The sequence below is a fragment of the Methanothrix soehngenii GP6 genome (assembly GCF_000204415.1).
GTDB classification, from domain to species: Archaea; Halobacteriota; Methanosarcinia; order Methanotrichales; family Methanotrichaceae; genus Methanothrix; species Methanothrix soehngenii.
The window spans coordinates 1,561,492-1,580,860 of sequence record NC_015416.1; the positions used below are offsets into that span (position 1 = coordinate 1,561,492).

12 protein-coding genes and 2 pseudogenes are annotated in these 19,369 nt (G+C 48.1%); 10 read left to right on the forward strand and 4 right to left on the reverse strand.

The window, feature by feature from the left end; translation table 11 throughout:
• Nucleotides 1–12: 12 nt before the first annotated feature.
• Nucleotides 13–2,982 carry a glycosyl hydrolase gene (locus MCON_RS07870; RefSeq protein WP_157863727.1) on the reverse strand — a complete coding sequence of 990 codons (2,970 nt, stop codon included), beginning with the start codon at nt 2,980–2,982 and terminating at the stop codon, nt 13–15.
• Nucleotides 2,983–3,480: 498 nt separating this feature from the next.
• On the reverse strand, nt 3,481–7,143 hold the full coding sequence (locus MCON_RS15205) for an SBBP repeat-containing protein (protein ID WP_162145014.1): 3,663 nt from the start codon (nt 7,141–7,143) through the stop codon (nt 3,481–3,483).
• A 521-nt stretch (nt 7,144–7,664) separates the two neighbouring features.
• On the opposite strand from MCON_RS15205, the gene MCON_RS07885 reads away from it, so the two are divergent.
• Both MCON_RS07885 and MCON_RS07890 read left to right on the forward strand, forming a co-directional pair.
• Nucleotides 7,665–8,936: a UDP-glucose dehydrogenase family protein gene (locus MCON_RS07885; RefSeq protein ID WP_013719468.1), complete on the forward strand. Its 1,272-nt coding sequence runs from the start codon at nt 7,665–7,667 to the stop codon at nt 8,934–8,936.
• On the forward strand, nt 8,927–9,667 hold the full coding sequence (locus MCON_RS07890; protein WP_048132145.1) for a sugar phosphate nucleotidyltransferase: 741 nt from the start codon (nt 8,927–8,929) through the stop codon (nt 9,665–9,667). The genes MCON_RS07885 and MCON_RS07890 overlap by 10 nt, the downstream gene beginning before the upstream one ends.
• 19 nt (nt 9,668–9,686) lie before the next feature.
• Here MCON_RS07890 and MCON_RS16665 read toward each other — a convergent pair.
• Nucleotides 9,687–9,880: pseudogene (locus MCON_RS16665) on the reverse strand (IS5/IS1182 family transposase); the annotation flags it as partial.
• A 10-nt stretch (nt 9,881–9,890) separates the two neighbouring features.
• Between MCON_RS16665 and MCON_RS07895 the strand changes: the two are divergent.
• The 5 genes from MCON_RS07895 (at nt 9,891) to MCON_RS07915 (ending at nt 14,833) form a co-directional block, all read left to right on the forward strand.
• Entirely contained in the window at nt 9,891–10,343 is a 453-nt protein-coding gene (locus MCON_RS07895; protein WP_083804692.1) for a glycosyltransferase, read from the forward strand.
• A 61-nt stretch (nt 10,344–10,404) separates the two neighbouring features.
• Nucleotides 10,405–11,163 (forward strand): ABC transporter permease, encoded by a 759-nt coding sequence (locus MCON_RS07900; RefSeq protein WP_013719472.1) that lies wholly within the window; start codon nt 10,405–10,407, stop codon nt 11,161–11,163.
• Nucleotides 11,164–11,889, forward strand: a complete 726-nt coding sequence (locus tag MCON_RS07905) for an ABC transporter ATP-binding protein (RefSeq protein ID WP_013719473.1) — start codon at nt 11,164–11,166, stop codon at nt 11,887–11,889.
• A 78-nt stretch (nt 11,890–11,967) separates the two neighbouring features.
• Nucleotides 11,968–13,767 carry a B12-binding domain-containing radical SAM protein gene (locus MCON_RS07910; protein ID WP_048132146.1) on the forward strand — a complete coding sequence of 600 codons (1,800 nt, stop codon included), beginning with the start codon at nt 11,968–11,970 and terminating at the stop codon, nt 13,765–13,767.
• Nucleotides 13,768–14,041: 274 nt separating this feature from the next.
• The gene (locus MCON_RS07915; protein WP_269798871.1) at nt 14,042–14,833 is read left to right on the forward strand and encodes a UbiA prenyltransferase family protein; all 792 of its coding nucleotides are present in this window, start codon (nt 14,042–14,044) and stop codon (nt 14,831–14,833) included.
• A 52-nt stretch (nt 14,834–14,885) separates the two neighbouring features.
• Here the strand turns inward: MCON_RS07915 and MCON_RS07920 are convergent, their stop codons facing one another.
• Nucleotides 14,886–16,133 (reverse strand): IS110 family RNA-guided transposase, encoded by a 1,248-nt coding sequence (locus MCON_RS07920; RefSeq protein WP_013719476.1) that lies wholly within the window; start codon nt 16,131–16,133, stop codon nt 14,886–14,888.
• A 257-nt stretch (nt 16,134–16,390) separates the two neighbouring features.
• Between MCON_RS07920 and MCON_RS16880 the strand changes: the two are divergent.
• From MCON_RS16880 to MCON_RS07935, 3 genes and pseudogenes are all read left to right on the forward strand, one after another.
• Nucleotides 16,391–16,561 (forward strand): annotated as a pseudogene (locus MCON_RS16880) (PHP domain-containing protein); the annotation flags it as partial.
• A gap of 57 nt (nt 16,562–16,618) precedes the next feature.
• On the forward strand, nt 16,619–17,014 hold the full coding sequence (locus MCON_RS16885) for a PHP domain-containing protein (RefSeq protein WP_332829097.1): 396 nt from the start codon (nt 16,619–16,621) through the stop codon (nt 17,012–17,014).
• A gap of 348 nt (nt 17,015–17,362) precedes the next feature.
• Complete coding sequence (locus MCON_RS07935; protein ID WP_013719478.1) at nt 17,363–19,303, forward strand: membrane protein; 1,941 nt, start codon at nt 17,363–17,365, stop codon at nt 19,301–19,303.
• Nucleotides 19,304–19,369: the final 66 nt, after the last annotated feature.

Sequence of the window (19,369 nt, forward strand, 5' to 3'; positions counted from 1 at the left end):
ATATGCCCCAATTCATGCCAAGCTCGCTGCCGTATAGCTCATGCACATCAGGTTGTTGTTCCTGGTGATCTGGCAGGTTCCTACAATGGGCTGATCCGACGTTATCGTAACCGAGCCCGAGCAATCAGATCCCACAAGGCCCCTCGGCCGGATAGCATTGACCCCGTGGGCAGGGATTATCTGATCTCCCCTGTACAAGAGATCGCCTTCCCTAGATCTTATTTCCAGTTCTATATTGGCATCAGCGGCAGTAGGATTCTGCAAGACCAGCCAGGACCGCCAGCCGTCTGGGTTGGCGGTGTCGGTGAAGTCCGGATAAGACAGCGTTGTTGAGACCTGGTCCATGGCATTGTAGCTCATGCACATCTCATTGCTGTTCCTGGTAATCTGGCAGGTGCCAATTATGGGCTGGTCAGATGTCACCACCACGGATCCCGCGCAGTCCGCGCCTGTTACACTCCTCGGTCTTATTGCCCCAACACCATGAGCAGGAATGATCTGGTTGCCAGAATAGAGTAAATTGCCCTCCCGTGACCAGATCTCCAGATTCAGATTGGCAGGAGAAGCAGATGGGTTTTGAATGACCAGCCAGGATCGCCAGCTGCTTGGATTGGCAGTATCTGTGAAGTCTGGATAGTAAAGCTCATTTGATCCTCTATCCGAGGCGGTGTAGCTCATGCACATTTTATTGCTGTTCCTGGTTATCTGGCAGGTGCCAGCGATCGGCTGGTCTGAGGTTATCGTGGCCGAGCCGGCACAGTCCGATCCCACTATGTTCCTGGGCCTGATGGCAGCAACACCGTGAGCCGGGATGGCCTGAGACCCTGAGAAGAGAACACTTCCCTCCCTTGACCTTATCTCCAGTTGCATGTTTGCCGCCAGGGACGTTGGATTCTGAACGACCAGCCATGAGCGCCAGCCTTCTGCATTGGTCGTGTCGGTGAAGTCCGGGTAATATAGGGTTGTAGCGCCGCTATCCAGGGCGTTGTACTCCATGGACATCTCATTGTTGTTCCTGTTGATCTGACACGTCCCCTGGATGAGCTGGTCTGATGCAGCTCTCACCGAGCCGCTGCAATCAGCACCCACAAGGTTTCTGGGACTGATCGCAATGGAGCCGGAAGGGGGAATGGTCTGCTTTCCGGAGTACAATATCGTACCACCCCTCGACCTTATCTCCAGGTGGACCTTGGCATCAGATCCACTGGGATTCTGCAGAACTAAAAAGGATCGCCAGCTATCCGATCTGGTGGTGTCGGTGAAGTCCGGGTAGTATAGGACCGGCGAAGTGCTCAGGAAGTAGGGATCAGATATCTTTTGTCTGTAGACATTGGGGTCATCGGGTATCCTGTAGTCGGCCAGCACATTTAAAAACGCAGATCCTCCCTGGTGGATCTGGGTCTCTACCTTGGGCTCAGTCTTCAGCACATTGAAGTACATAATGCCCTTTAACCTGGGGAGCTCGGCCTCCAGCTCGGCAGCGTCATATACATATGAGATCCACTCATTTTTATAGCTGTCCTGCTCAGCATCGCTCAGGGCATCTCTTGCCCCCGGTGCGGTGGGATCCATGTTGGGATCAAAGGCACCTGTCTCGCCTATGAGCATGGGCTTATTTTTGCCTATTGAAAATGCCTGATAGAAGTCCACGCCATCCTGGCCATTTCTGATATTGGACAGGAAGAATCCAGGTGAGACATGACCGGTCTCGTCATAATCCTTGTCGTAAAAGACGAGGCCCACCCAGTCCACATATTCCCCATAGGTTCCGGATCCGGATGGATAGTATTCAGTATAGCCATCTCCATGATCCGTACCCCCCCAGGGATAGCCCCAGTTCTGGTTTGGAATCCAGCACATCTCTGCCCTGGGAGCGATTCTATGAAATATCTCTGCCACCGTTTTGAACTTGGCTATGTACTCGGCAGGTTTTTGGCCCCATGCATACCAATTCCCGTTCATCTCATGGCCGAAGATAATGAACACCTCTGTATCCAGCTCTTTGCACTTGGTGGCAAAATACTCCATCTTTGCTGTATCTATAGAGCCCAAACCGCCGTAGGGATCGTACATGAAGACGGGGATTGCTCCATTCGCTTTGACGTCCTGGGCCCAGTCCCAAATGCCAGTGTTTCGGGAATCTGCAATATCCACGTACTTCAAGAACATGGCATGGTCCTTGCCAGTCGCCAGGTTGAAGCTTTCCATGCTCTGGCAGCTGGAGTCCTCAGATCCGCAGCCCAGATACGCGCCAGTATAGCAGCCATGAAGCCTGGATACAATGGTATAGCTCCAGGAGGACATAACTGTATCAGAAGCAGCCCAGAACCCTATGGTATCATTATTGGGATTCTGGTCTAGCTCGTTCCATCCAGCTATCTTCATTGGACCTTTCAGTATTATGTCCACAGTGGACGCATTTGCCTTCCAGGCGCTGGAGCCTCTCAGAAGTCCAAAGCTGCTCGCCTGTATTGGTGAATCATTAATCCATCCATTACGTGGAATGGAGAAGGACTTCGATCCAGCATAAGCCCGCTGGTCATCCCATCCATTCTCTGAGATGTGCATAGAGGCGAGCATCATGGGCTTGAAGGTTTCACCTTCACGATGCACTAGATTCGCAACATCCCCACTGGTCGATACGTTGACATCTGCAATGATCTGATCCCTGGTGGGAGGATGAATTCGGACCGTACCCTCGAATCCCAGACCATAGTTCTCGCCTTCGAAATGGATCAAGAGGTCTTCCCCATCTTGTATTTGGTTATAGGAAATGCCTGCACCTTGCTTATATCCATCGGACGTCCAAAAAGAGGGCGACAGAATTACTGCAGTTCCACAACCGGAGTCAGGGGCCCAGTTCATCCGGAAGTAGCTGCTGTCCAGGTGCAATGTCGCATATTGATTAAAGTTTGTACCGCTGCCATAAGCGATCTCCAGTATATTCCCATTCTGGTTTGCGCTCCATGTGCTTGCTGCCATGCCTGTGCCTGATGTTATGGCCAGGCAAAATAAAATCAAATGAATTTTAGTTGAATATATCCATTTCATACCCATCCCTCCCCATTAGACTCTCTATTGCCCGCGATTTTGCGAGCGTTCCCTGCATATTATGCTGCTAATCCAGGTTTTTGTCTGATGCACAGATGGTATGATCCGATGCATCCGATGTCCTCTGCCGATCGATCAGACAATGCAAAGAAGGATGCTGTCAGCTCCATCTGACAGGAGAGCTCCGACTCTATAGAGAATCCATTTCCCGGAGCCGATCTTTAATCCCATATTGGTGCAGGCGATCGGGTGGTTCGGCAAAATCAGCCAGGATTTCTGGATAATGCAGACTCCTCGTCTAACCAATAACATTAGAATTATCTTTATATAAATAACTTTCGAGAAGGGACTCTTCAAGAAGGGACAAGAAAGGAAAGACAGGAGGAATGATCGTAAACTGAGATCAGTCCCCCTGCAATCGAATGCGCCTCAGTCAGCTGCCGAGTAGCTCATGCACATTAGGTTATTGTTGCGGTTGATCTGGCAGACGCCAGCAAGCGGCTGGTCTGATGCCACGACCACCGACCCGGAGCAATCTGCGCCCACCAGGCTTCGTGGCCGGATGGCGCTCACTCCGTGAGCTGGAATGACCTGTATTCCGGAGTACAGCAGCCCCCCTTCTCGGGACTTGATCTCTAAAGCTGCATTGGCAGCATAGTCCGCCGGATTCTGCAAGAGAAGCCAGGAGCGCCAGCTATCGGGATTGGCAGTATCTGTGAAGTCAGGATAGAAGAGTGTCGTCGAGCCCTGGAGGAGAGCGTTGAAGCTCATGCACATCAGGTTATTGTTTCGGTTGATCTGGCAGGTGCCGACTATCGGCTGATTCGAGGTCACTACTGCTGACCCGGCCAGGTCCGAGCCCACCAGGTTCCTGGGGCGAATGGCACTCACACTCTGGGCCGGTATGCTCTGGGCTCCGGAGTAGAGCAGATCGCCCGCTCTTGATCTGATCTCAAGGTTTATACTGGCCTGTGATGCGCCGGGATTCTGCAGAACCAGCCAGGACCGCCAGCCTTCGGGATTGGTGGTATCAGTGAAATCGGGGTAGTAGAGGGCAGTTGAACCTTGGTCTGCTGCCGTATAGCTCATGCACATCAGATTGTTGTTCCTGGTTATCTGGCAGGTGCCTGCGATTGGCTGGTCTGAGGAAACGACCGCCGATCCCGCGCAATTGAAACCGGCAAGATTCCGGGGCCTTATGGCACTTACCCCATGAGCAGGGATGATGGCACCGCCCGAGTACAACAGCTCTCCTGATCTCGATCTGATCTCCAGGTTCAGGTTGGCCTGGCTCGGGCCGGGGTTCTGCAGCACCAACCAGGACCGCCAGCTTTCAAGATCATCAGTATCTGTGAAGTCCGGATAGTGCAATGTGGTACTTGCACGGTCCAAGGGATTATAGCTCATGCACATCTCGTTGCTGTTCCTGTTGATCTGGCAACTTCCGGCGATGGGCCGATCCGATGTCACCACCGCGGACCCTGCAAAGTCCAAGCCTGCTAGGTCTCGTGGCCGGATGGCAGCCACGCTGTTAGCAGGAATGGTCTGACTGCCCGCATATCGCAATTCTCCTGTCCTGTCGCGCAGCTCTAGATGCATGGTTACTGCCTCGTCAGCAGGATTCTGAAGCATCAGCCAGGATCTCCAGCTATTGGGATAGACAGTATCTGTGAAGTCGGGATAGTACAGGGTCCATTCTTCTCGTTCAATAATTTTAATGGTTGCAGCTTCAGACCATCCCGAGGTGGCGCCTTTACTGTCCGTGGCCATGGCCTTTATCTGATAGACTCCAGCATTGATCCAGCTATGAGACATGCTTGCAGTTGCCCCTGAATCAACAAGATCGGTGGTTGTGGTGCTTCCGTCCCCCCAATCGAAGGTGTATTTCACTTGATCTCCATCCGGATCAGATGCAAAGGTGAAATAAATGTAACCAACCTCGACAAAGCCGCTATTCTCGCCGAGAGGAACAGAAGGAGTATTTGGAGGATTGTTGGGGAGGTCAGAGCAGTCTATAACTGCCACAAAAGCGTCTTTGTATCCGCCATTGGCTGGCTGCAATGGATTTCGGGTTGGAAAATTGTTTGATTCTGTATACCCTGTGAGATAGGTTTTTCCAAAATTATCTATAGCGATTCCTTTGGCATAATCATAGTTGACTCCTCCCAGGTAAGTGGAAAAAGACAAAGCCGATCCGGCAGCATTTATCATGGCGACGAAAATATCATATGAGCCACTATTCGATGCCTGTAATGGGCTCTTTGTTGGGAAGTCGGCGGAAGAGGTATCACCGGTGACAAAAGCGTTGCCCCTGCTGTCCACAGCGATGCCATGAGCAAAACAATCGCCGCTGCCTCCAAGAAATGTGGAATAGTCCAATGCCGATCCTGCGGAGTTGATCTTGGCGACAAAGGCGTCAAAAGAACCCTTCTTCAATGCCTGTATCGGATTTTGGGTTGGGAAGTCATCTGAGATGGTATACCCCGTTATATAGGCGTTGCCTCTCCTATCCACAGCGATGCCTTCAGCAAAGTCATTGAAGCTTCCACCAAGGTAGGTGGAATAAGTCAATGCCGATCCTGCGGAATTGATCTTGGATACAAATGCGTCCATCTCGCCGCCATTCGATGCCTGCAATGGATTTCTTGTCGGGAAATTGGTTGAATATGTAGGCCCGGTGATATAGGCATTGCTGCTTCCGTCTAAGGCGATGCCAAGGCCATATTCAGAGCTGCTTCCTCCGAGGTATGTAGAGTAGACCAGCGCCGATCCAGCCGAATTGATCTTGGTGACAAAAGCGTCCCACGATCCGGCCTTCGATGCCTGGATGGGATTTTTTGTCGGGAAGCTGGCGGAGCCTGTATACCCGGTGACATAAGCGTTGCCGCTCCCGTCTATAGCTATGCTTTCTCCATTGTCCTCGCCGCTCCCTCCCAGGTAGGTGGAATAAGATAGTGCCGACCCGGCGGAATTGATCTTGGCAATAAAAGCATCATTCGAACCAGCATTGGATGCCTGCAATGGATTTTTTGTCGGGAAGTTGGTGGAGGCAGTATACCCTGTTACATAGGCGTTGCCGCCGCTATCAACAGCGATGCCTTTGGCATAATCATAACCTCCTCCTCCCAGGTAGGTGGAATAAGACAGTGCGGACCCGGCGGAATTGATCTTGGCAATAAAAACATCGCTAGATGCAGCATTGGATGCCTGCAATGGATTTTTTGTCGGGAAGTTGGTGGAAGCAGTATACCCTGTGACATATGCATTGCCACTGCTATCAAGTGCCAGGCTCAAGCCAGAATCATCGCCGCTTCCCCCTAGATATGTGGAGTAGGCCAATGTCGGATCGATCACCAAAGGATATTTTCGATCGTAGTCTACGATCTCAAATCCAACTCCATTGTCTCCAACCAGGCGGTACCGTCCTTCAACCATCTCCCTGCTACCATTGATCTCCTGGTAGCATATAGGCACAGAATCGGTCAGGTTGCCCGCAGAGGTTCTTATCAGCAGAGATCCATCCTCTGCCAGGCTGAGGTTATCCTGGCCGCTATAGGTCAGAATTATCCCAGACAAATCTGCACCGGGATCCAAGTCCAATTCATGCTTCAGGTATCCTTCCCTACCCTTGAAGATCAGATCCACTCCTGGATAGACCTCTTTATACCTTATTGCCCCATAGGTGGGGATATCGGAAATCCATTGGGTTGAGTCATTACCTATGAAGAAGTTGGCCCGGCCAGGGAGCTGCTCCTCCCCTATTATCTGTCCCGGATTGGAGTTCTCAAAGGCCATATGGACTGCAGAGGAGTTGTTGCCCTGGGACAAACTGAATACGACCTCTGAAGGAGTGAAGAACACCGTTGGGCCCTCTATCCTGACCATGAACCTCACATCTTCGGGGGACTGACCACGATTTTCTATAAAGCTCAAGGGCAGCTTGAGCATGGCCGAGTCGATCGATTGGTTACTGCTATGAGGGCTGCTATCTAGTTCGGTGCTAGTGGATATGCTGAAATTCCCACCAGAGAGCGAATCTGAATGATCTGGCGAGGAGTTGATGATGGGAACTTCTGCCGACCCAGACATCATCGATACTATAAGAATTGCGCCAAAAAGGATTGCGAACACATAATTGGACCAGCATGTATGCATGACTTCTTGCACCTCACATTATTAAACAGTTTTAAAGTATCTTTATATAGATAAGCCTTTCCACTAAAGTCAAACACACTGATGAACGGCAATACCTAGAATTTTTTAAAACAAATTTTTTAAGAATCATCTGCAAGCGTCCCGCCGTTCAGCCAGCATCTGCGGAGCAGGCCTGTTGGGAAACAAGGGTTACCTATTGCGGATCATCATGCAGACACTTAGGACGGATACTTATATCGATTGAGCGGGGAGAAAGTATGTCAATGCGGCAAAGGACCTTTTTTTTTACTCATGTGGCTGCTGCCCTGCAAGTTAGATCTATCCTATGCCTAAAAAAAGAGATGACGCCACGATTAGGGATGCATTTCATATACAGAGAGCCGAAGCTTCATGCACAAGCAACCCATCCGCCACAATCCAAGAAGATTAAAATACTGCAAAAATGATCTCTCTCCACAATGAAGATCTCTGTGATCGGCGGCGGCTATGTGGGCCTCGTCTCTGCGGTCTGCTTTGCCCAGCTGGGCCACACAGTCGGCCTGATAGAGATAGATATTGATCGGGCCAGTTCAATCAGCCGGGGCAGTCCGCAGATATACGAAAAGGGCCTGGAAGCGCTCCTGTCAAAGCACCTGGAAAAAAGCCTTCATGTGTCCACAGCTTATGATGCCATTCCGGACACCGAGATCTTCTTCATCTGCGTGGGCACGCCTGAGGGGGACAATGGCCATCCGGACCTCTCTATGATCCAGTCCGCCTGCCAGTCTTTGGGCCGGTCCCTGATAGATATGGACTCATATCATGTGGTGGTCGTGAAGAGCACCGTCCCCCCCGGGACCACCGAGGGCCTTGTGGTCCCCACCGTCCTGGAACACTCCCAAAGGGCAGGGGATGAAATCGGCTTTTGCATGAACCCGGAGTTTCTCAGAGAGGGGCGGGCGGTAGAGGATTTCATGCATCCGGACCGGATCGTCATAGGCAGCAATGACAGTAGAGCGGGAGACTGGGCGGAATCCGCATATCGAGGAATTGAGGCGCCAATCGTCCGCACAGGAATCAAATCTGCGGAGATGATAAAGTACGCGTCCAATGCCTTTCTGGCCACCAAAATATCCTTTGCCAATGAGATAGGGAATCTCTGCAAGAGGCTGGGCATCGACGTTTATGAGGTGATGGAGGGCGTCGGCATGGATCACAGAATATCCCCCCACTTCCTCGACGCCGGCGCTGGCTTTGGGGGAAGCTGCTTTCCCAAGGACCTCTCCGCCCTCATACACCTGGCCGAAGGCATGAACGAAGAGCCGTTGATTCTCAGATCCGTCCAAAATGTCAATGAAAGGCAGCCTGCGCGGATGCTGGAACTGCTGCAAAAGAAGATCGGCAGCCTTGAGGGCAAGAGGATCGCAGTCCTCGGCCTGGCCTTCAAGAATGATACTGATGATGTTCGCCAATCCAGATCGATCCCCGTAATATTGAGTCTTAGGGAAATGGGAGCAAGGATCGCTGCCTACGACCCCCGGGCAAATGATAACATGAAAAAAATGATCCATGATATCGAGTACTGCTCAAGGGCAACAGATGCCCTGAGAGATGCAGATGCATGCCTGTTGATGACCGAGTGGCCGGAGTTCGGCCTTCTGGATGAGGAGTTTGATCTGATGAAAAACAGGGTGATCATCGAGGGAAGAAGGATTCTGTCCTGCCAGGATAAAGAGGGAATATGCTGGTAACACAAGGGCTGATACCGGCCGCTGGAATGGGGACCAGGCTCGGCCCCTTCACCCATGCTATACCGAAAGAGCTCTTGCCCGTGGGGGAAAAGGCAGTGATAGAGCATGTGGTCGAGGCCATGAAGCTGGCGGGGATAGAGGAGATCGTGGTTGTTGTCAGCCCCCATAAGCACGGCATCTCAGATTACCTGGGCTCAGGAAGGCGGTTCGGAGTGAATCTCACCTATGTCGTCCAGGATGAGCCACTTGGTCTGGCCAATGCGGTGCTATCCGGGGAGCACGTCATAGACGGCAGTTTTGCAGTGGTTCTCGGTGACAACTTCTTTCATCCCAAGTCGTTCCTGGGAGACTTGATCTCATACCATATTGCCAAGAGGGCAGATGCTACTCTTGGGGTGGCTGATGTAGAGGATGTGACCAGGCATGGGATCATAACCGTCCAGGGTGACAGGATAAAGGATATAATCGAGAAGCCAATGCCAGAAAAGGCCCCCAGCTCACTTGGATCCATTGGCATCTATGTCTTTGAGCCTGACCTCTTTGATGCCATCAGGAGGACAAAACCAGGTTATAACGGGGAATACCAGCTCACTGACTCGATCAAGGTGCTCATAGAGTTGGGGAAGAATGTTATTTATAAAAAAATAGACGGAGTGCATATCGATGTGGGCACTCCCAAGGACCTGGTATGGGCCAATAACTGGCACTTCCGATACTGCGGCTGCGAATAGATTCCTTTGGTCAAAGACTCTCTGACTGAAGCTTGTAACCGAAATGAGTTTCATCACCTTTCTTTGCCCATCTTCCATCTCTGCTGCGACGTGTCTTAGCCTCATCACCACGTGGTTCTTTTGAAGATCCCTGATCTGCCTCGATAAACGTGGTATCTTGGATCGTTCTGCGCTTGACCTGCAAACCCAAGCATTCAGCTGCCTTTGAAGTTCTGCCCGGAGACTGGTCGTAGTTGGAGGGTACTCACCCGGAGACCATGCTGCCCGGCACTATCATGAACTTGTAAAGGATATGCCTGAAAATGTAAAGATGCTTGAGACGGTCTCGGAAGAGAAGCTGGTAGACCTGTATAGCAGGTGCAAAGGATTAATATGTACCGCCGTGTATGAGGACTTCGGCATGACGCCCCTTGAGGCTATGGCCCGCGGCAAACCGGTTATGGCTGTGGATGAGGGCGGATTTACCGAAACGGTTGTGAATGGAGAGACGGGATTGCTGGTGGAGGCGAACCGCGATGAGCTGGCCGGGACAGTGGAGGCGGTCTGTGCGAGCCTAAGAGCGAACCCGGATAGGTATAAAGCCAAATGCATGAAGCGAGCAAATGAATTCGATGTCTCAATATTCCTCAAGAGAATTCACAGATTCATCCCCGAATATGATAATAAGCAAGGATAATAGTTCGATAAAATGAAGTAAGCATAGGAGTAGTATATTGCCGACACCAAGTCATCTTCAATTGCTGTGGAGCTATAGAGAGCTCATCCTCAGGCTGGCCTGGAGCGACCTCAAGCTGCGTTACAAAGGCTCAGCCCTGGGATTCTTCTGGTCGCTCCTGGAGCCGCTACTTATGTTGTTTGTGCTTTTCGAGGTCTTCACAAACCTCATGCGCATACAGGTGGAGAACTATCAGCTCTTTCTGCTCCTTGGCATAGTCCTCTGGAACTTCCTGGATCGAGGTACATCTTTGAGCATTTGGAGCATTGTAGGAAAGCCGAGCATGGTGCAGAAGGTCTACTTTCCCAGGGATATCTTGGTCATATCCACATGCATCATGGCCCTGATGATGACGATGCTCGAGTTCATAGTATTCGTAATATTCATGTTCGCCTTCCGAGCTATGCCAGGATGGACCATAGGATACTTCCCCATATTATCCATGCTCGAATTTTTTGTAGTACTAGGATTATCCATGTCCCTGTCCGCGCTCAATGTCTACTTCAGAGACGTGCAATTCATCTGGAAGGTCATCATGCAGATCGGGTTCTTCGCCACGCCGATATTATACCCCATAACCATATTCCCGGAAAATGTGCGTTGGATAGTGATGCTCAACCCCATGGCCTTGATCATCATTATGATGCGTGATAGCATCCTTTACAGGACACCCCCAGAGCCGTTGAGCCTCCTATACCTGGCCATATCTGCTGTGGCCATTCTCCTGCTGGGCTACTTTATCTTCGACCGACTGGAGCCAAGGTTTGCTGAGGTGATCTGAATGAGCGTAAGAGTGGAGCACCTCTGGAAGACCTTCCGAATCCCTCATGAGAAAAGGACGACGATCTTTGAGAATCTTGCGGAATTGGTGAGACCCAATCGTTACGAGACATTCTTCGCGCTGAAGGATATCAACTTCGAGGTGAATGACGGCGAGTTCATCGGCATAATTGGCGACAACGGCTCGGGAAAGAGCACCATGCTCAAGATAATCGCCAATATCATCAGGCCAACGAAAGGAAGGGTAAAGGTAGATGGCAAGATGACGCCCTTCCTGGAGCTGGGTGTCGGTTTTCATCCAGACCTGACCGCCAGAGAGAATATCATCGTTTACGGCACAATTATGGGCATATCCCGCAAGGAGATCAGAGAGAGGATCGATGATGTGATCGAGTTCGCAGGCCTTGAGAAGTTTCAGGACACAAAGCTCAAGAATCTCTCTTCGGGAATGCAGGTCCGCCTGGCATTCTCCACAGCAATACAGACCGATCCGGATGTATTGCTGGTGGATGAGGTTTTAGCCGTAGGCGATATGGAGTTCCAGCAGAAGTGCTTCGATGTATTCAAGCGCTACAGGAATGAAGGAGTCACGGTCCTTTTCGTCTCCCATGGCATGGATGCAGTGAGACGTTTCTGCGACAGGACATTGCTTCTCTCCAGGGGCGAGCAGGTTGGATTCGATGATACCGGAGCAATTCTTGAGACATATATAAATCGTCAATGCTAAGAAGATCACGAAGCGGCAGATAGAGCATAGGATTGGAAGCGATTCATGCTCAAATGATTGAGAATAGGGCGGTGAAATATGGCTAAAGTGTTGCTCATAAATCCGAATACAAGATACCTGGGCTCCATGATGACAATCCTGCCACCATTGGGGCTGCTTTATATCGCCTCAACGCTGAAGAGAGAGGGTCATGAGGTTAAGGTTGTAGATGCGGATGTCGAGAATTTAAGCCTGGCCACTGTCTCCAAAACGGCCAGGGATTATGCACCCGATCTCATAGGCCTGACGATGAATACGCTGCAGTCAAGGGCTGCCTATGAGACAGTCGAGCAATTGAAGAGGGCTTATGATGCGCCGGTGATCGCGGGCGGACCGCATCCATCAGCTCTAAGGGGCGAGGTGCTTGAGAGGTGTCCCTCCCTGGATGCGGTTGTATATGGGGAGGGTGAGGCAACCACTCTTGAGATTCTAAAGGCCTTCGAAGATGGGCGCGACCTTGCGGATGTTGAGGGCATCTGCTACCGCCAGGGAGAGGAGATCTTGACCACTGAGCCCAGGTGTCTGGTGGACATCGATTCTCTTCCCCATCCCGCCCTGGAATTGGTGGCACCCATCGGCAGGTATCACGGCGCCTATCCAGTGGGCGCCCGGCCCAGCCTGCATATCATGGCTTCCAGAGGGTGCCCGTTCCAGTGCACCTTTTGCAGTAAGGGAATATGGGAGAGGTCCCTGCGACTTCGAAAGGTGGACTCGGTCCTGGCCGAGGTAGAGTGGCTGAGAGATACCTTCAGGGTCAAGGAGATATTCTTCCAGGACGATACATTGAACGTCAATCGAGGGTGGTTTGAGTCTTTATGTTCCGGCCTTGTAGAGCTTGGCCTGAATAAGAAGGTGAAGTTCAAGGGCCCCTTCAGGGCAAATGAGAAGATGGTTGATCCCGACATACTGAAGATGGCAAAGGACGCCGGCTTCTGGATGATCTTTTACGGCGTTGAGAGCGGCAATCAGAGGGTTTTGGACTCCATTAAGAAGGGGATCACGCTAAGGGAGCTGGAAAGGGCCTTCCAGATCACAAAGAAGGCAGGCATCAAGACCTATGCCTCCTTCATGATCGGCAATCTTGGTGAGAGCAGGGAGACGATCAAAGATACCATAAGATTTGCCAGGAAGCTTGACCCGGACTATTATGGATTTGCTGTGGCAACGCCATATCCCGGCTGCGAATTTTACGAGGCGGCAAAAAGGGGAGGCTATCTGCTGGCGGACTTTGAGGAGTACGATCTGAACAGGTATGTCCTGAAGACTGAGAGCCTTGGGCCGGAAGATGTGCAGGAGCTTATGGATACGGCTCGCAAATCCATGGATGGAAATAGGCATTCTCTGCTCGGCAGGCTGCTGGACAGAGACAGGGGAATTCAGACTCATTGCGTCCCGGTTTATGACTATTTCCCGGCGACTTCTGCTCCCTCTGAGGATCTGCTCGGCCATGAGATCGTTATGGGCGAAAGCGACTGGGATGTCCTGGGACCCGGATGGTATGGCTTGGAGCGCTGGCCGCCGGTCATAAGATGGACAGGCAAGAAAGCTATTGCCTATCTGAAAGGACAGCCCGGCCAGGTCTGCCTCTGCATAAAGGCCACAGGCTCTCGTGTTGGACCCAGTCTAACTATTTCTGTGAATGGAAATCCGCCCAAGGCCTATAAGCTTAAGCCTGATTGGGCCGGAATCCTGAAAGTTCCCATGGAGAATGGCGAGGGCACCATAAGGTTGGACCTGGAGGTCGACGAGACCTTAGTGCCCCGGGATTTCGGGGAGGGGGATGAGAGAGAGCTGGGAGTGGCGGTTGAGCGAATATGGCTAAAAAATTTTGATCATTAGAGCGGCATTCATGTTTACTACACATGACTTGAGCACTTTAACTTTAACGATAATTTGTTCATGGAGGGGAAGGTTACTCAAAATCATTGTCCAAATCTGGTGGAAGGGTCCATTTCCTTGGTGAATATCCATTGGATCCTTGTTGGCGCTTTTCAGGAACTCACATATGCCACCGATGAGTTTTTATTATATAAGCGCAAAGGCGCCTCCCACCGGTGATGCCTTGCTAAAGGAACTAATGCAGTCGATGCGGCCATTTCAGTGGTACAAAAACATGGTTATCTTTATAGGCATAACCTTTTCATATAATCTATTTAACTGGGAAATGTGGCCACGCGTTATCTTTGCTTTCATAATGTTCTGTTTAATTTCCGGTTCGATATATATTATAAATGACATAAAAGATGTTGATAGAGATCGTCTCCATCCCAAGAAGCGGTTCAGGCCGATCGCATTTGGAACTCTCTCATCTCGAACGGCCCTATTAGTATCCATCTTGCTATTATCTATATCCTTATTAATCTCATTCTTTGTAAACAGGCCGTTATGTTATATTGAGCTATTATATGTATTTATAAATTTATTATATACTTTTTACCTCAAATATTTTGCTCTAATCGATGTGATAGTAGTTGCAGTCGGTTTTGTCCTGAGAGCTGTCGCCGGAAGCCTGGTTATCAATGTGTATATTTCCCCCTGGCTTATTCTTTGCGTATTTCTTATGTCGTTTGTTTTGGCCTTTGGAAAGAGGCAAAACGAGCTATTGACCGCCAGCAGCTCCAGAGATTGCTTATCCCAGTACACGGAGAAAATGGTAGAAGGTCTTCTGAATATATCCGTGTCAATGCTTCTCATGGCCTATGCTCTTTATTCATTTTATGTAGATACAAATATGATGATCACACTCCCGTTTGCCTTTTATGGTGTATTCAGGTTTGTGCAGCTCGTCTATCTGAAGAACTTCGGCGGTGAGGCAGAGCTCATCTTAAAGGACTCGGCCTCTCTGGCAAATCTTGTTCTCTGGACTGTTTCTGCAATCGTTGTCCTTTACGAGGTGAGAGCATGAAGTTCGATATGCACGTTCACACGTTTGATATGAAAATGGGCCTTACGCATACCTATGCAGCCGCTATTTCTGAGGTGCATGTCCTTACGACCTCGTATCCTGCCTTTTCAAGTAATCTGATCATCGACCGTTCTTTTCTCTTCGTCGCTCGTTCATTAGCTTCCTCGGCGCCTGTATCTTGATAAGGTGCTCCAGTTTTGAGAACACGGTAGATGTCCATGAGCATGCGATGCGCTAGAGCCACAAGAGCTCTTTTCTTGCCTCTCCGTCTGACAATATTTTGATAGAAAGCGTTATAGGTGGAGCGTTTGACCTTTGAGGCAGCCCATGCGGCCTCAGCCAACGTTCCTTTCAAAAAAGAATTTCCTTTTTGGGTTTTTCCGCTCTTTTTCTTGCCAGCACTTTCATTATTGCCTGGACAAACTCCCGCCCAAGAAGAAAGATGTGCTTCGTCAGGGAACTGAGACATGTCTGTCCCGATTTCTGCCAGGATGGCAGATGCGCTGACCTTACTGATTCCTGGAATCGATTGGATCAGGTTAGACTCCTTTTGAAAAGGGATCATTTTTCTCTCGATCTGTTCATCGATTTTTGCGATTTGCCTGGCAAGATGATCGAGATTCTCCATATGCATTTTTAGGAGGAACCTGTGATGATCAGTTAATTTTCCATCAAGGGCTTTCTCCAGCAGATCAACTTTCTTCTTGAGTGAGCCTTTAGCCAACTGAGAGATTTCCTCTTTGGAAAGCCTATCCTTTTCCAGAAGAGATCGAATCATAGCCATTGATGAAACGCCAGAGATCTTGGATACAACCGAGCTGAGCTTGATATTCGATGATTCTAACACTTTTGTCAGTCGATTCTTCTCTGAGGTCATCATTCCAACCAGCTTTCTTCGAGTGCGATTGAGATCACGCAACTCTCTGATTTCTCTTGGCGGAATGAAGCTGTTGGGAAGCAGTCCATATCTCAGCAATTTGGCGATTCTCTTGCAATCCATGATGTCGGTTTTCTTTCGAGGAATGGCCTTGAGGCGCTGAGCATTGGCAAGAACTATTGTGAACTCTCCTTCCATTATATTGAAGATCGGTTTCCAATAGACGCCGGTGCTTTCCATGCCGATTGTTGTGACATTATATTTCTTCAGCCAGGATTTCAGGTCTTCGAGATCTGAGGTCATGGTTGAGAAGGTCCTGATCTCGAACTTCGGAGATTTCTCAAGAGGGCCATGAGCAATGCATACGTCTACTTTCTTCTCGTGAACATCCATTCCAGCGCAACTATCCAGAACCGGCTCCATGCTAAATCTCCTTGAGATGGGCAGAGCAACATGTTATTTCTTTAAATTTGATACGCGTGCCTGTATGGCGACATTCATGGGTACTAACTGTTGCTCAAGGCAGTTTCACTCACGGGGACTTATGAATCCTCCAGAAACGCTTCGCCTTTGATTACCTGTCTCATAATTTAGGCTGATGATCATTCCTGGATATAAACCTAAACCCACATTTTCATGCCTCATGGGTGCCTGGCCAGGCATGACGGTTTCACTCCAAGAGATGTGGTTGGATGAAACCGGAGCGGCTCGTAGAGCATGCCAAAAAGAAGGAGCTGGATGGCCTGGCGGTTACTGATCATAATACCATTGATGGCGCTCTTGAGGTCTTCGACATAGTCAGAGACGAACATATGGATTTTTCCGTCATAATTGGTGAGGAGATCTCCACGGACAGGGGCGAAGTTCTGGCCTACTTCATAAATAGGGAGATTGAGCCGGGATCTTTTGTGCAGGTTCTAACTGAAATAAGACGGGCTGGCGGCATTTCGGCCATACCTCATCCTTTTGACAAATTAAGGCATCATGCAGTCCGTTTAACGAGTAATGATGTAGAGCTCGTCGATTGCATTGAAGGCTTCAATGCTCGATGTCTCTTTAAAACATACAACGATTTAGCATATAATTTCGGAAAAGAATATGATCTTGCGATTACGGCTGGTTCGGATGCGCACTTTTTAAACGAGGTTGGGAACGGCGGAATTATTACCGGACAAGAGAATATCCGAGAAGCGATAATGAAAAAAAATGTGACCATTTATGGGCATAGGTCAATGGTTATCAATCACGCGGGAACGAAAATCTTAAAATTGGGACGAAGCATTCGGGGTTATCTTGATGAGTAGATATGTCATATATGCCCTTGTTACAGTTATCTTGATCTCAATTGGCCAGCTCTTGTTCAAACTTAGTTCAAAGGATTTAAGAATCGAGAACGTCCATGACATGATAGGATTTATTTTTAACAGATATTTGATAATAGCCTTAATAATTTATATAATTTCGACAGCATTGTGGATATTTACTTTATCAAAAATGGAATTGGGATTCTCATATTTGTTACTAAGCTTGAGTTATCCTTTAATTTTCTTATTATCCCATATATTCTTACATGAGGAATTATCAAGCTATAAATTGTTTAGTATTTTATTGATTATTTTGGCTAATGCTTTGTTGCTCTATGGAGATAAGGCATGAATTGGACATCTAGCCCTAAAATTAATATTGACAAAACACTTGTAATTATATTTGCTGTGTACTCAATGTCACTATTATTTACTTCAATATTTTTTGTTAGTCCTATTATAACGGGTGATGGGCATGAATATTTAGGAATGACCGCTTCCTTTTTTCATCACTTAACCCCTGACCTACGCGAGGAGGATATTGCACTAAGAGAGCAAATTGAGAATCAAAATGGGATCAATTTCGGTAAAGATTTAACCTATTTTGGTTACTATAAATCGTTAGGAGGAGCCTGGTACTCTTACCACTTCGGAGCATATTCCCTGTTAAATCTACCAGTTTTTGCATTTCTACATTATTTTAATTTTAATGAACTCAAGTCATTTCAGATAACCAATTCGTTATTGCTCATATTTAGCCTTTTTATTCTCTTGCTCATAACTAATTTGACCAGCTCTCAGAAAATGTGGTTATTTCTATTTTCGGCATTCAATCCTATTGTATTTTATATATGGTGGCCTCACACCGAGGTCTTCTCTTATTCATTTATTGTCGTAGCTGTCGCCTTCTATTTAAAAGGGGATTATCGACTAGCAGTTTTAGCTTCTTCGTTATCATCGTTACAAAATCCAGCTATATCAGTCTTTACAATATTTATAATAATATTCGGATGGAGAGCAGCTGACTTGCATCTTCGAGAGCTCTTTAATCTTTTGATATGCGCTTTAATCTCTGTCATTCCTTTTTTATTCTACTACCTAAATTACCACACTATATCTCTAATCGTCTCCCATGGAATTGCAGATATCAGCTACATTTCTTTGGATAAGATCTTTAGTCTATTCTTCGACCTGAATTTTGGAATGATAGCATATATTCCACCCCTTATGTTCCTGGCGATATATGTGCTTATGGCTTCTATCGCTGGAAAAAAACTGGTTATCCCCTCATTATGGTCAGTATTGATATTGATGGCAACAATATGTAGTACTCAAGTAAATTGGAATTGCGGAATGATGTATATTCATCGATACTCTGTTTTGATGTTGCCAATAATTGTTTTAATATGTATCTATGAAATACCAAAGTTTTCTGCAAAAAAAATAAATATATACTTATTTATATCGTTATTGATTACGCTACTTATCATAGGACCTTTATTGTATAATTATGACAATGGAAATAGTGTTAAATTCAACTTCTTATCAAAAGAGGTTCTAATCAATACACCATGTCTTTATAATCCGCCGTATGATGTATTTGCTGAACGTGCTCTTGGAATGGAGATTGATTTTATAGATGATTTGCCTATAATTTTAAGCTATAATGGTGTCCCGAGAAAGGCTTTAACAGATTATGATGGTCTAAGCTTGATAGAACGGCTCACAGGTAATCCTATCAAAAAGGCAGATTCTGAGCAGATTAGAAAGTCAAAAATAGGTTATATTAATTTTGAAAATAGGATATTTAAATTCCCATCAGGTGAATCGGAATTGATGATTTATGATAAAATAGTAATAGAAAACGTTCTATCTGGATCATCTGTAAAGCTCTCTTTTCCAGATAATGGCTGGTATAGCATAGAGGATTGGTCTGGCACCCCGACTCGCTGGATGCAGTCAGATTCTATCATCTCTTTGTCCTCTCCCGACAACATAACTGTCAAACTGAACATGCTTGCTGCGGGCTTCTATCGCTCTAGAACTCTGGAAGTCTACTCAGGCGGCGTGCCTACAACGCAGATTGCAGTGCCCACGAGTTTTATTAACTTGAGCGTGCCCATACATCTCACGAAAGGGGTGAATATCGTACGCCTGCACGTGCCCGAGGGCTGCGAGAGGCCGATCGATAAGCCGGAGCTGAGCAATCCTGATTCAAGATGCCTGAGCTTGGCAGTTCAGAATCTTACTATAAAAGATGTGGATTATAATATTAGTCGGGCGCTATAGAGATGATTAGGAAAGAATTACAGGTTATGAGCCTCGCAAATTATATCTATAGGATTAAGGCTAGCA